The organism is Streptomyces sp. NPDC060027, from assembly GCF_042737005.1.
Lineage (GTDB): Bacteria > Actinomycetota > Actinomycetes > Streptomycetales > Streptomycetaceae > Streptomyces.
Genome location: NZ_JBHWVI010000238.1, coordinates 1 through 13179, shown reverse-complemented (window position 1 = coordinate 13179; position 13179 = coordinate 1). Strand labels below are relative to the sequence as shown.

Sequence of the window (13179 nt, the reverse complement as noted above, 5' to 3'; positions counted from 1 at the left end):
CAGCCCTGACACACGGTCAGGGGGCCTCGTCGTGGTGTCACCGGCCGGCTATCCGGCGATCTCGTTCCAGTGCCACGCGGAGTCGAACGCGGTGACCTCGATGTCCGCGCCGCCGGCCGCCAGGCCGGCCGCCAGCGTCGTGGCCCCCGCGACGAAGGCGGAGGTGCGGTGCGCCGCCAGCAGGTCCTGCTCGTCGAACGGCAGCCCCTCGCAGCGCAGCAGCCGCAGGTCCATGAACCCGTTGAACCGCCGCCCCAGCACCTGGACCGGCTGCGGACTGCGGACGGTGAAGCGCACCTTGGCCGCGACATGGCCGTTGTGGTGCTGATCGGAGTAGTACGCGATGTCCGGGACCGCCGGCGGCACGAAGTGGTCACGTGCCGCGATCTCGGGAACCTTGGGCAGGTTGCCGACCAGGAAATGCCAGGAGTTGTACTGCATCCGCGAGGAGATCGCCCACGCGGTGTCGGCCAGCCGGCCCGCCGAACCGCCGAACAGCCGCGCCGCGTCCGGCGAGGGCACCACACAGCAGAAGAAGTGCGGGATCTCCCAGCCGGCGATCTCGGGATACGCCCCCGCGCGCAGCGCCGTGATCAGCGCCGGCAGCGACCGCATCCCGCGGCTCATCGCGAAGTCGGCGTCGAACACCGCCGCCGCCGCGCACACCGTCTCGTGCACCAGGGACTCCAGCCCCGTGCCGAACGCCCCGTGCGCCCCGGCCAGCCAGCCCGGCGAGGACTCCAGGGACGCGCCCAGTTCGGCGAGGGAGTCACCGGTGACGGGAAGCCGCTCGCGCAGCCGCGCGCACAGCTCGGCCTCCAGCCGCTCGGCGTCGCTCTTGACCGGACCGGCGACCCGCTCGATCTTGTGCATCAGCGGGCCGTAGATCTCGCGGTAGAGCTGCACCGACCCCATGAGGTCCCGGCGCCGTGCGGCCAGCGCCCCGGCGAGCTCACCGAGCGCGGCCACCGTGTGCGAGGCCGGCTCCGGCACCGGGTCCAGCGCGGGGGATGCCGCGTTGTAGGCCCTGCGGGTGCGCTCCAGCAGGAGGGCGACGTGGTCCAGCGTGAGCTGGGTGCCGTTCGCCTCCTCGATGCGGGCGTACCCCGCCGAGCGCACCAGCAGCGTGAGGCAGACCACCAGCAGCACGTCGCTGTCCGACCACAGCTCCAGCGGCAGCCCGGCCAGACTGCTCAGCGCGCAGTCGGGGTGCCCCGGGGGCAGCGTCTTGCCCGTCAGGGTGTTGGGGCCGCGGAAGTTGGTGTACTGGCGCTTTCCGGCGTAGAGGACGAACGGCGCGGTGCGCAGCGCCGCCTCGACCAGGTCCTCCAGCAGGGCGGTACGGCCGTCGGTGCCCGCCTGCGCCAGCCACCGGCGGCAGTCGGCCGCCGACTCCTGCCACCGGCCGGCGGCCCGGGCCAGTTCGGCCCGGTAGCCGGCGAGGTCCTGCTCGGACCACGGCACCCGCAGCACGCCGTCGACCAGGTCCGCCTGCGCGTTCAGCGGGCCCTGGGAGGGAACCCGGACGACGACCCGGCCGCTCGTGTCCAGCCCGATCTCGCCGAGGAAGGCGGTGCCGCCGTCGCCGCCGGCCCGGCCGCCGCCCGGGCCCTCGTCGCGCCAGGACCGGCCGGCCAGGACCTTCAGCGCGGTCTCGGCCTCGACATCCAGCGCCCGCAGCTGGATGTCCGCCGGGACGTGCCCGGCGAGCGTCAGCAGCGTGTCCACGGTTGTGGCCAGGTCCGGCGCGGCACGCGCCTGCTCCCAGACCGCCCGGAGCAGGGCCGGGAACCCGGCGTCCTGCGCGGCGGGGCCATCGGGCCCGCCGGTGGCACCGGCGGGCCGGCCGAGCCTGCTGGGCCTGCGGCTCTGCCGCGCCTTGGCCAGGGCCGCCCTGCGGGTGAGGGTGCCGTCCCGCTCGGCGGGCGCCGTCATGCCGGACCCCTGGCCGTCAGGCCGACGTGGTCCCACATACGGGCCTCGGTGGCCGCCCACTCCTCGTCCACATAGATGCAGTCGACGGGGCAGACCATCACGCACACCGGGCAGCCCGAGCACAGCTCGGGAACGATCACGACGTTGAGCCCGTCGTCGAAGATCGCCCCGAACTCCGGCGGGCAGCTGCGCAGGCACGTGTCACAGGTGATGCATTCCGACGTCTCGATACGGCGCGGCGGTTTCTTCCAGTTCTCGTCGCGGGACTGCCGCGCGATCCGCTCGGTGCGCTTGGAGGCGGCGGTGGAAGGAATGTCTTTTACCCTTGGCATGCTGTGCTCACCCTCACCAGTGATGGCCCGTCAGCGGGAGCGCTCGGATATCGCGTCCGAAATGCCGTTCCACAGAACCGTCCTGGCCGCGAGCGCGCGGTCGACGGTCTCCTGGCACTCGGCCCACTTGGCGGCGTCGTCGCCGCACAGGTCGGCGAGCATCTGCATCGCCATCGGCGTGTGCTCCTCGGCGTCCACCTGGATGTGCCGCCGCAGGTAGTCGACGAACGTGGACAGCGAGCCGTGGCCGGCGTTGAGCGCGGCGACCTGGTCGAACATGTCGGGGATCAGGTCCTCGCGGCCGAAGGCGAACGCCGCGGCCTGGCAGTGCACGGGGGAGTGCTCGATGAACTCCCAGGTCGTGCCCACGAATTCGGTCACCGACCGCGGCACGCCCGCCTCCTCCAGCGCGGCCGGGACCGCACGCCCCTGGCGCAGCAGGGCGATGAAGGTGTCGATGCGCGTGGTGTCCGCGCCCGACTGGCGCATGCCGTCGAGGTACAGCTCGAAGTGGCTGATGAAGCCCTCGCCGAGCTCGTCGCTCTCCTCGACCAGGACGATGTCGTTGATGAGCCGGCGGCTGCCGGTGGCGGCGGACGGCAGCCACGGCACCTCGACGCAGGTCAGCCGGCGCTGCAGGGACTTGAGCAGGGACATGAAGTCCCACACCGCGAACACGTGGTGCTCCATGAACGTGACGACCGCGTCCACGCTGTTCAGCTGGTGGTAGACCGGGTGGCCGAGAACCTTCTGGCGGGACGGCTCGATGGCTTCCTTGAGCGTCTCGACGCCCGAGTTGGTCCCATCCCATTCGTACCGTGACATGCGGCAACTCCCTTTTCTTCAGGTCTGGTTCGGAGAGGTCTGGATCAGGGGTCTGGATCAGAGGTCTGGATCAGGACAGGTCTGGATCAGGACAGGGCCGGTCCGGTGCGGGACCGCCGTCAGAAGGCACCGAAGTACTCGCGGTGCTCCCACGCGGTGACGTCGCCCGGCGCGGTCCGGGCGGGCCCGGCCGCGCACCAGGCGTCGAACCGGGCGGCCTCGCTCTCCTTCAGCTTCGTCAGGCAGGAGGCCAGCGGTGCGCCGAGCAGCCGCTCGGCGCTCTCGCTCGCGCGGAAGGCCTCCAGCGCCTCGCGCAGGGTCCGGGGCAGCGGGGCCGGGGCCGGTGCCGCGTGGGCGGCTTCGGGGCCGGCGAGCAGCCCTTCGAGGCCGGCGTGCAGCTGGGAGGCGATGGCCAGGTAGGGGTTGGCGCACGGCTCGCCGATCCGGTTCTCGACGTGGGTGGAGCTGCCGCCGCTGAGGACCCGGATCAGGGCGCTGCGGTCCTCGAACCTCCAGTCGACGGCGGTCGGGGCGAGCGTGAACTCCGGGGCCAGGCGCCGGTAGCCGTTGACGGTCGGGACGGACAGCAGGCTGAACTCCCGCGCCCGCGCCAGCAGGCCCGCGATGTAGGAGTGGCCCTCGGCGGAGATGGCGTCCTGCAGGCCGTCGCCCTCGGCGAACAGGTTGAGGCCCGTCTTCGTGCTGGTGACGGACTGGTGCAGGTGCCAGCCGCTGGGGTCGAAGCTCGCCAGGCGCGGCAGGGTCATGAAGGAGGCGTGGTAGCCGCGCCGCCTGCACTCCTGCTTGAGCTGGGTGCGGAACAGCAGCATCGCGTCGGCGGCGTCCCGCGCCAGCATCGGGTTGAACGTCGTCTCGAGCTGTCCGGGACCCGACTCGTGCTCGAACGAGCGCAGCGGCAGGCCGAGTTGCTGGAGCATCGCGGCCAGCGGGTCGGCGACGTCGGCGACCGAGTCGTAGGCGCTGTCGAGGTTGAACTGGTAGCCGGGGTTGACCGCCTCCACCTCCGGGGCCGGGCCCTGCAGGCCGAAGCCGTTGCCCGCGTTGCCCACCGGGCCGCCGGTCAGGCGGGTGAGGTACCACTCGACCTCGAGACCGATGACCGGGGACAGGTCGTGGCGGGCGTACTCGGCGCAGACCCGGCGCAGCACGCCGCGGGTGGACAGCGGGTGTGGCGTGCCGTCGCGCAGGTACTCGTCGCCCAGCACCCAGGCGGTCCGTGGCCCGGCCTTGGGCAGCACCTGGAACGTGCGCGGATCGGGGACCAGGACGAAGTCGCCCGCGCCGAGCAGTTCACCGACCCCCACCCCGGCGTCGGCGAGGAAGTCGACGGCCACCGCGTGGCCGGTGTCGAAGAGGAACGGCCCGGCGCTGAAGTCCATGCCGTTGCGCAGCACCGTACGGAACACGTCCGCGGGCACCGTCTTGGACCGGGCCAGTCCGTGCGGGTCGCAGAACACGACCCGCACGAGATCGACCTCCGCCAGCTGCAGTTCGACCTGCTCGGCCGCGGCGGCCTGCCGGTCGTCCCAGAGCCCGAACTCGGCGACGAACGAGGGACGGCCGACGCCGCTCTCGCCGCCGTGCAGGGACCACGACCTGGAAACCATGGTCAACTTCCTTTCACTGTGAGGCCGGGGGGAGTCAGGCTGAGGCCGAGCGCCGTCTCGAGGAGCTCGCCCGCCGAGAGCACGAGCGCGTCCTCGCCGATGCGGCCGACCAGTTGGAGGCCGGCCGGGAGCCCGGCCGGGGTGAGGCCGACGGGCAGCGACAGGGCGGGCTGCCCGGTGAGGTTGAACGGATAGGTGGCCGGCGACCAGGCGAGCCAGCGCAGGTCCCGGGCCGCGCCGGCCCAGGGCGGGGCGATCGCGCCCGCGGCGAACGGCTCGAGGGGGACGGTCGCCATGGCCAGCAGGTCATAGCCCTCCATCACCGCGGCGAGCCTGGTCCGCAGGGCGAGCCGGGTCTGCTCCGCGCGGGCCACCGCGGCCCCGCTGACCGTGCGCCCGTAGCGCACGACGGCGAGCCGGCCCTCGTCGCACCACGGCTCGTCCGCGGGCGCGGTGCCGTTCGCCTCGGCGGCGGCGAGGATGTCCACCAGGGCTTCGTAGGGGTCCGGGAACGGGGCCTCGATGCGCTCCACCCGGTGCCCCAGCGCGGCCAGCACCGGCAGGACCTTCTCGGTGGCGTCGCGGACCGCGCCGGACGTCCCCGCGAACTCGATCCAGCCGATGCGCAGCGCGCCGCGCCGCGCATCGGGCACCGGCGCCGCCGGTACCGACTGGGGGTCGCGGCGGTCGGGACCGGCCAGCACCGCCATCAGCTCACCGACGTCCGCCACACTGCGCGCCAACGGCCCGACATGCGAGAGCCGTTCGGCACAGGGCGGCACGTAGGGGATGTGCCCGAAGGAGGGCTTGAACCCGACCACGCCGCAGAACGCCGCCGGGATGCGCACCGACCCCGCCCCGTCGGTGCCCAGCGAGGCGGTGCACAGGCCCGCTGCGACCGCGGCCGCCGACCCGCCGCTGGAACCGCCCGCCGTCCTGTCCGGAGCCCAGGGATTACGGGTGGCGGGGCCCACCCGGCTGACGGTGCTCGCACTCCACCCGTACTCCGACGTCGCCGTCTTGCCCACCACGATCGCGCCCGCCGCCCGCAGCCGGGCCACACAGGGCGCGTCCGCGGCGGCGCGCGGGTTCGCCAGCAGCGATCCCCGCCGGGTGGGCAGGTCCCGCGTCTGGATGAGGTCCTTCACCGACACCGTGACGCCCAGCAGCGGCCGGTCGCGGAAGGCGGCCGCACCGCGACGGGCGATCAGCCGGTCGGCCGCCCTGGCCTCGCGCACCGCGCGGGCCCCGGCGACCTCGACATAGGCACCCAGACGCGGATCCGTCTCACGGATGGCGTCGAGCACGTCCAGCACATGCCCGGCGACCGTGGAACGACCCTCGAGAATAAATTGCCGTGTTTCGCGAATGTTGCGGCAGACCGGCTGCCGGCTCGTGGTTGTGGTGGACTCTGACACGAGACCACTACAAGTCATCGACTGAATTCCGTGCAACTTACGGATTGAGGGTGTTTCATCTGCGCCCATTCCGCAGTTGAACAACAATTTCTTGCGAATGTTTCGGGGCGCCGAGCAGCATGTTTTCCCAGGTAATTCATGCCCGCATATTGCACAGGAGAAGATTCGATGACTCCACGGATGGACAATCCTTCCCTGGTCGTTCCCGGCGCACTGCAGCCCCTGCTCGACCTGACCGAGGTCATCGGCAAGGTCGGCGTGCCGCAGACGACGCTCGACCTGATCCGGCTGCGCGTCAGCGAGATCAACGGCCGCGCCTACACGCTCCCGGCGGGCCCCGACCAGCCCGTCGGCGTCGACACGCGCCTTGCCCGGGTGGCCGCCTGGCGGACCGAATCCTGCTTCGACGCCGCCGAGCGCTCCGCGCTGGAGATGGCCGAGGCCATCACCTCGATGACCGACCCGCAGGACATGGCCCCGGACGAGATCTGGGAGGAGTCCGCCCGCCACTACAACGACGAGCAGCTCGGCGCGCTCGTCATGCACATCGGCCTGGTCAACTTCTGGAACCGGGTCAATGTCGCCACCCAGCAGGAACCCGCGGTCTGGCGCTGAGGAAGAGGAAAGGGACACCGCACCGTGCTGAAACTCATCAACGCCGGCCTGGGCCGGACCGGCACCACCTCACTGAAAGCGGCCCTGGACCGGCTCGGCCTCGGCCCCTCCTTCCACATGTTCGACATCGTCGGCGACGAAGAACGCCTCACCCGCTGGGAGAAGATCGTCTGCGACGGGCAACGCCCCGACTGGGCGGCCCTGTTCGACGGCTACACCTCCGCGGTCGACGGCCCCTGCGCGGTCTACTACCAGCAGATCAGCCAGGCGTTCCCCGACGCCAAGGTGATCCTCACGGTCCGCGACGCCGACAGCTGGTACCGCAGCACCTACGACACGCTGTACCAGTTCGCCCTGCGCAGCATGCAGAACCCGCCGCCGCCCGGATCCCAGCAGGCCCGGCTGTTCCGCGTCACCAGCACCATGGTCTGGGACGGCCTGTTCGGCGGCCGGTTCGCCGACAAGGACCACGCCATCGAGGTCTACCACCAGCACAACGAGGACGTCGTACGCACCCTGGGCGCGGACAACGTCCTCGTCTACGACGTGCACCAGGGCTGGGAACCGCTGTGCGCCCACCTCGGGGTCCAGGCACCCCGGGAGGACTTCCCGCGCGCCAACGACAGCGCGTCCATGCGCCGGCGGATCGCCCAGGCGTCCTCCGGAACCGGCCCGGTCCCCACCGGCTGAGACAGCGAGGAGCAAGCGGTGCTGATCTCGGAAATGACGGTCCCCGGCGCCTACCGCGTCCAGCCCGAGCCCCTGAGCGACCGGCGGGGCCACTTCTTCGAATCGGTGAAGGCCAGCGCCCTGCTGGCCGACAGCGGCTGGGACTTCACCGTCCGCCAGGTCAACTACTCGGTCTCCCGGCGCAACACCCTGCGCGGCATCCACGGCACCAAAGTCCCGCCCGGCCAGGCCAAGTTCGTCACCTGCGTACGCGGCAGCGCGCTCGACATCGCCGTCGACATCCGCGTGGGCTCGCCGACGTTCGGCCACTACGACGTTACCCACCAGAGCCCGGAGACGGGAACGGCCGTCTACCTGCCCGACGGCGTCGGCCACGCCTTCCTCGCCCTCAGCGACGACACCTGCATGAGCTACCTCTGCTCGCAGGAGTACGAGCCGGGAACCATGATCGACGTCGACGCGCTCGACCCGGCCCTCGCCCTGCCGTGGGACCTGAAGGAACCGCCGATCCGCTCGGACAAGGACGCCGCGGCCCCCACCCTGGCCGAGGCGGCCGCGGCCGGTCTCCTGCCGACCTTCGAACAGTGCCTGCCGTTGCTGTGGGCCCCAAGGGCTCGCAGTATTCCGGGCGTTTCTGCCCGGAAGGTCCGTCGCATCACCAAAGCGTGAGGGCTTCGGTTTGGGTACGGTCTCTCGTTTCTGTCTGCTGCTGGTGCGGCAGGGTTTCGCCACCTGCCCGCCCCCGCCCGGCTTTGCGTCCGGGCGGGGTGGTGCGGGTCTTGTGGTCGGCTCCACGAGGCTTCGACACCGCTGGGGTGTCCGGGTCTGCGGCCACTCCGCTACCCGTTGCTGCGGCTGCCGCGAGCGCGGCGAGGTTATGTGCGGCGTTGGCGTCCCGGTCGAGGACCAGGCCGCAGGCGTCGCAGTGGTAGGTCCGGATGTGCAGCGGCAGTTTGGCTTTCACCACGCCGCACCCGGAGCAGGTCTTGGAGGAGGGGAACCAGCGATCGGCGGCCACGATGCGGCAACCGTTGCGGCGGGTCTTGTAGGTGAGCTGTCGGCGGATCTCACCGAATGCGGCGTCGGCGATATGCCGGGCCAGGCGCCGGTTGCGGAGCATCCCGGCAACGTTGAGGTCTTCGACCACCACGGTGCCGTACTCGGCCGCCACGGCACTGGTCAGCTTGTGCAGGGCGTCTTCCCGGAGGTTCGCGACGCGGTAGTGCACCCTGCTGCGTGCCTTGTTGGCCTTCTCCCACCGGCGGGACGGCTGCTGTCCGGTACGGCGGTCCGGGCCCCGGCGGCGGGACACCGTACGGGAGGCAAGGCGCAGCTCCTTCAATGCGGCATCGAGGTGCCGAGGATTGGACACCTCGCGGATCTCGCCGGTGCTGTCGGCCATGACCGCCAGGGTCTTGATGCCGAGGTCGATGCCGACCGCGACGCCCGGGCGGGCGACCCTCGCCAGGTCACGCTTCACCTCGGCCTGGAAAGAGACGAACCAGCGGCCACGTTCGTGGCGGACGGTCGCAGACAGGATGCGGGCACTCCCGGCCTGCACGCGGACCAGAAGCTTGCCCGTGGGATCGTGGACGCGGATGGTTCCGAGCCTGGGCAGCGTGACATGCCGACCGTCGGTCTCGACGCGGATGGTGCCGGTGGTGAACCGGCACGACAGACGCGCCTTCCGCTTCGACTTGAACCGGGGCATTCCCACCGAACGCCCACGCCGCTTGCCCTGCTTCGACGTCGCGTAGTTGTCGAACGCTGCGGCGGCGTTCGCCAGACCGGTGTTGTAGGCCTCCTTGGAGTTTTCCTGCCACCAGGACGCGAACCTCGGGTCGGTGTGCTTGACGGCGTTGAACGCCCTGCGCAGCGCGGGCAGCGACCACGACCGCCACGACGTCAGACCTGCCTCGGCAATCCCGTAGGACTCCTCGGCCCTGCGCTGCCACCACGCCGCCTCGACCCAGCCCACAGCCCAGTTGAACGCCGCCCGCGCCGCGCCGCAGTGCGACCGCAGAGCCCGCTCCTGGGCGGCGTTGGGGTCCAACGAGAACCGGAACGCCTGCACCACAAACCCGGGCTCCGCCTGGAACTTCTTCACTCGGCGGGCCTCACCGGTCGCAGCGGCCACCGCTCGGGCCGCCCGGGTCTTTGCCGTCCGCCGCCCACTCGGAAAGCTTCACACCGAACAAGATAGCAACTGAGAAGAGAAGGCTGAGACTCACTGATGGATCCGCATCAGTTGTTAGCTCCACCGGGTCTCGCAGTGCTGAACAGCGCGGGCGGCCGCATCGACGGATGACACCGAGCCCTCCCGGCCGAAACCAGGAAGAACGGCATTCAGCGTCCGCGGACGCTCGCTGCCGTTCCTCGTTCCCGCTCGTATTCGCCGAAGACCTCACCCGCCGCCGTTCATCCGGGCTCCCGGCCCAGGGCGTGCTCCCGGATGCGGGCCATCAAGGCGGCCTGCCGCAGCAGTTCGTGATGGTGCGCCGCCCGCAGGCCCGGATCGCGCACCGCGTCGTGGAAGGCGGTGAACACCCCGAGGAACTGGTCGGAGGCCGGGGCGGTGATCCGGGTCTCGCGGTCCCGCTGCTGCAGCCGCAGCACCGGACGGGCGCTCGGCGAGGGGGTGAACGCCCACTCCAGGACCAGACGCCCCTCGCTTCCCCACAGGTCGTACGTCGAGCGGTAGCTGTGGGACAGGCCGAAGGAACAGTTCGCGGTGACACCGGCGCCGTCCCGCAGCAGCGCCACCCCGGACACGTCCACGCCCCGCTGCGGATCGAACGTCAGGCCCGCCCCCAGCACCTGCGCCTGCGGCTCCAGATACTCCTGGGCCGCCCGCACCGGATAGCAGCCGACCTCCCACAGCGCCCCGCCGCCCAGATCCGCCTGGTACTTGATCCCGGCCGGGTCGGTCGGCGGAATGCCGAACACACCGTTGTAGGAACGCAGTTCCCCGATGGCCCCGTCCGCCACCAGGGACCGCGCCTGCTCGTGCTGGGGATGGCGCAGGAACGCGAAGTTCTCCATGACGAGCAGCCCGCGCTCCTCGGCGAGCGCGATCAGCGACCGGGCACTGTCCTCGCGGGGCACCGCCGGCTTCTCGAGCAGGACATGCTTTCCCGCCTCCAGCGCCCGGCGCGCCCACCGTGCGTGCTCGCTGTTGGGCAGCGGGATGTAGACCGCGTCGATGTCGGGCAGTTCCAGGAGCCGCTCGTAACCCGCGACGGCCTTGCAGCCGGCCCGGGCCGCGACGCCCTCGGCCTTCTCCCGGCTGCGGCTCGCGACCGCCACCAGATGGAACGGCGACTCCTCGATCGCCGGGAGGGCCCGCCGCACCGCGATGTCGGCGCACCCGATGATGCCTATACCGGCCCTCTGCTCGGATTCAAGAACGGGTGTCAGATCTTCGATGTTCACAGGCCCACCTAAAAGACGACAGAGAAATTCGCATGCCTGAACCGGGATAAGGCCAGCCTGAGTAAACGGCACCGGGTTTGTCAACATTCACGCCATTCACGGTCCCGTGACATCCGGGGAGGCTTTTGAACGTGTGTTACCCCAATATAAAGTGCGGACATCGCCTAATGGGCACGAAGTCACTGAGGAGGCGCCACGGTGAAGGGCATCATCCTGGCCGGCGGCAATGGCACGAGACTCCATCCGATCACGCTCGGTGTCTCGAAGCAAATGCTCCCGGTTTACGACAAGCCGATGATTTACTACCCGCTTTCGGCCCTGATGCTGGCGGGAATCACGGAGATCGAGATCATCACCACCCCCGACGACCTGGAGATGTTCCGCCGCCTGCTGGGCGACGGCTCCTGGCTCGGCATCTCCCTGACCTACGCGGAACAGGACAAGCCCCGCGGGCTCGCCGACGCGTTCCTGGTCTCCGCGGACCACATCGGCGACGACTCCGTCGCCCTGGTCCTGGGCGACAACATCTTCCACGGCTACGAATTCGGGCCCATGCTCCAGCGGGCCGCCCAGAACATCGAGGGCTGCGTCCTGTTCGGCTACCCGGTGCGCGACCCCGAGCGCTACGGCGTCGGCACCCTCGACGACCAGGGAAAGCTCATCGCCCTCGAGGAGAAGCCCACCCAGCCGCAGACCAACATGGCGATCACCGGGCTCTACCTCTACGACAACCAGGTCGTGGACATCGCCCGCGGGCTGCGGCCCTCCGAACGCGGAGAACTGGAGATCACCGACCTCAACCGGGTCTACATGGAACGGGGCGAGGCCACCCTGATCCCGCTCGGCCGCGGCTTCGTCTGGCTGGACACCGGAACCCACGACGCGCTGATGGAGGCGGGGGACTACGTCCAGGTCCTCGAACACCGCCAGGGCGTACGCATCGCCTGTCTCGAAGAGATCGCCTGGCGCATGGGATACATCGACCAGGAGGCCTGCTACCGGCTCGGAAGCCGCCTCTCGAACTCTTCCTACGGGCAGTACGTCATGGAAATGGCCCAGGCGGGCTGAGGACGAACGGCACCCCGGAACACCGAAATCCGCCCCCTCACCGGAAGAAGTCCCATCGCCATGAAATTCCTGTTCACCGTCGGCGGCAGCCAGGCGGCCGTCTTCGGCGTCGCCCCCCTCGCCACGGCCGCACGCAGCGCGGGCCACGAGATCCTCCTCGCCGCCGACGAACCCCTGATGGCGGCCGCGCAGTCCGTCGGCCTGCCCGCGGTCTGCATCACACCCGAGCGCATGCGCTACGGACAGGACGCCCTGACCGCCGCCGGCCGCCTCGACGCCCTGCTGGAACTGACCGGGCAGTGGAGCCCCGACCTGGTCGTCGGCGGCCTCTCCCACGTCCCCAGGGTGCTCGCCGCCCGCCTCAAGGTCCCCTACGTCCGCCACATATGGCACATCGCCCCGATGGCCCGCCGCGACCGCACGGCCGTGGCCGAACTGAAGCCGGAACTGGAACGCCTGGGCCTGACCGAACTGCCGCCCCCCGACCTCTTCATCGACCTGTGCCCGCCGTCCCTGCGCCCGCCCGGCGCCCCCGCCGCACAGTCGATGCGCTGGGTCCCCCGGGTGAGCCAGCGCCGGCTCGAACCGTGGATGTACACCCGCCCCGCAGACCGCCGCCGCGTCCTGATCACCGCGGGAACCCGCAACCTCATGCTCGACACCCCCGGCAGCTCGCTGCGCACCCTGGTCGAGGAACTGACCGGCGCGGGAGCCGAGGTCCTCATCGCCGCACTCCCCGAGGCCGCCGAACAGTTCGGCTCCCAGCTGGGCGACGTCCGTATCGGCTGGATCCCCCTGGACGTCGTCGCCCCCACCTGCGACCTGGCCGTCCACCACGGCGGCGCGACCACCGCCATGACCCTCATCAACGCGGGCGTGCCCCAGCTGATCATCCCCGACAACGGCTACGGCAAGGCCGTCGCCCAGTCCATCAGCGACTTCGGCGCCGCCGTCATGGTCGACCGGCACCGGCCCGAGCCCGGCCGCAGCCCCGACGAGATCACGGCCGACGGCTGCCGCGCGATCCTCTCCGACCCCCGCTACGCCGAGCGGACCCGGCTCCTCGCCGAGGAGAGCGCGTCGCTGCCCACCCCCGCCGAGGTCCTGCACGCCATCGAGGCCCTCACCGCCCGCTGAACCAGAGCGCGGCCGGCCGGTTCCCCGGCCGGCCGCATCCGCTTGCCACGCGCAGCGCCCGAGCACGCGCAGCGCCCACGCACATCGCCCTGGGACCTG

General features: G+C 70.9%; 12 protein-coding genes. 5 read left to right on the top strand and 7 right to left on the bottom strand.

The features are described 5' to 3' along the window. Positions 1-48: 48 nt before the first annotated feature. From ACFWBT_RS36425 to ACFWBT_RS36405, 5 genes are all read right to left on the bottom strand, one after another. Positions 49-1935, bottom strand: coding sequence for a hypothetical protein (locus ACFWBT_RS36425; protein WP_385707298.1), 1887 nt, complete (start codon positions 1933-1935; stop codon positions 49-51). Next, the gene (locus ACFWBT_RS36420) at positions 1932-2267 is read right to left on the bottom strand and encodes a 4Fe-4S dicluster-binding protein (RefSeq protein WP_385707296.1); all 336 of its coding nucleotides are present in this window, start codon (positions 2265-2267) and stop codon (positions 1932-1934) included. The genes ACFWBT_RS36425 and ACFWBT_RS36420 overlap by 4 nt, the downstream gene beginning before the upstream one ends. A gap of 30 nt (positions 2268-2297) precedes the next feature. Further along, positions 2298-3092, bottom strand: a complete 795-nt coding sequence (locus tag ACFWBT_RS36415) for a DUF3050 domain-containing protein (protein WP_385707294.1) — start codon at positions 3090-3092, stop codon at positions 2298-2300. A gap of 119 nt (positions 3093-3211) precedes the next feature. Then, positions 3212-4720, bottom strand: coding sequence for a glutamine synthetase family protein (locus ACFWBT_RS36410; protein WP_385707292.1), 1509 nt, complete (start codon positions 4718-4720; stop codon positions 3212-3214). A 2-nt stretch (positions 4721-4722) separates the two neighbouring features. Further along, positions 4723-6138: an amidase gene (locus ACFWBT_RS36405; RefSeq protein WP_385707290.1), complete on the bottom strand. Its 1416-nt coding sequence runs from the start codon at positions 6136-6138 to the stop codon at positions 4723-4725. Positions 6139-6306: 168 nt separating this feature from the next. Between ACFWBT_RS36405 and ACFWBT_RS36400 the strand changes: the two genes are divergently transcribed. The 3 genes from ACFWBT_RS36400 to ACFWBT_RS36390 are packed head-to-tail and all read left to right on the top strand — an operon-like array spanning position 6307 to position 8112. Then, positions 6307-6753, top strand: a complete 447-nt coding sequence (locus ACFWBT_RS36400; RefSeq protein WP_385707288.1) for a carboxymuconolactone decarboxylase family protein — start codon at positions 6307-6309, stop codon at positions 6751-6753. A 24-nt stretch (positions 6754-6777) separates the two neighbouring features. Then, positions 6778-7443, top strand: a complete 666-nt coding sequence (locus tag ACFWBT_RS36395; protein ID WP_385707287.1) for a sulfotransferase family protein — start codon at positions 6778-6780, stop codon at positions 7441-7443. An 18-nt stretch (positions 7444-7461) separates the two neighbouring features. Further along, positions 7462-8112 carry a dTDP-4-dehydrorhamnose 3,5-epimerase family protein gene (locus ACFWBT_RS36390; RefSeq protein WP_385707285.1) on the top strand — a complete coding sequence of 217 codons (651 nt, stop codon included), beginning with the start codon at positions 7462-7464 and terminating at the stop codon, positions 8110-8112. Here ACFWBT_RS36390 and tnpB read toward each other — a convergent pair. Both tnpB and ACFWBT_RS36380 read right to left on the bottom strand, forming a co-directional pair. Continuing rightward, positions 8099-9550, bottom strand: a complete 1452-nt coding sequence (tnpB, locus tag ACFWBT_RS36385) for an IS607 family element RNA-guided endonuclease TnpB (RefSeq protein ID WP_385707283.1) — start codon at positions 9548-9550, stop codon at positions 8099-8101. The genes ACFWBT_RS36390 and tnpB overlap by 14 nt on opposite strands. A 311-nt stretch (positions 9551-9861) precedes the next feature. Beyond that, the gene (locus ACFWBT_RS36380) at positions 9862-10875 is read right to left on the bottom strand and encodes a Gfo/Idh/MocA family protein (RefSeq protein WP_385707281.1); all 1014 of its coding nucleotides are present in this window, start codon (positions 10873-10875) and stop codon (positions 9862-9864) included. Positions 10876-11073: 198 nt separating this feature from the next. Between ACFWBT_RS36380 and rfbA the strand changes: the two genes are divergently transcribed. Both rfbA and ACFWBT_RS36370 read left to right on the top strand, forming a co-directional pair. Continuing rightward, on the top strand, positions 11074-11943 hold the full coding sequence (rfbA, locus tag ACFWBT_RS36375) for a glucose-1-phosphate thymidylyltransferase RfbA (RefSeq protein ID WP_266766227.1): 870 nt from the start codon (positions 11074-11076) through the stop codon (positions 11941-11943). A gap of 60 nt (positions 11944-12003) precedes the next feature. Next, positions 12004-13080, top strand: a complete 1077-nt coding sequence (locus tag ACFWBT_RS36370; RefSeq protein ID WP_385707279.1) for a glycosyltransferase — start codon at positions 12004-12006, stop codon at positions 13078-13080. Positions 13081-13179 lie beyond the last annotated feature (99 nt).

Excerpts from the sequence above, each read along its gene's own strand:
- ACFWBT_RS36425 (WP_385707298.1), bottom strand. The coding sequence starts at position 1,935 with ATGACGGCGCCCGCCGAGCGGGACGGCACCCTCACCCGCAGGGCGGCC.
- ACFWBT_RS36420 (WP_385707296.1), bottom strand. The coding sequence starts at position 2,267 with ATGCCAAGGGTAAAAGACATTCCTTCCACCGCCGCCTCCAAGCGCACC.
- ACFWBT_RS36415 (WP_385707294.1), bottom strand. The coding sequence starts at position 3,092 with ATGTCACGGTACGAATGGGATGGGACCAACTCGGGCGTCGAGACGCTC.
- ACFWBT_RS36410 (WP_385707292.1), bottom strand. The coding sequence starts at position 4,720 with ATGGTTTCCAGGTCGTGGTCCCTGCACGGCGGCGAGAGCGGCGTCGGC.
- ACFWBT_RS36400 (WP_385707288.1), top strand. The coding sequence starts at position 6,307 with ATGACTCCACGGATGGACAATCCTTCCCTGGTCGTTCCCGGCGCACTG.
- ACFWBT_RS36370 (WP_385707279.1), top strand. The coding sequence starts at position 12,004 with ATGAAATTCCTGTTCACCGTCGGCGGCAGCCAGGCGGCCGTCTTCGGC.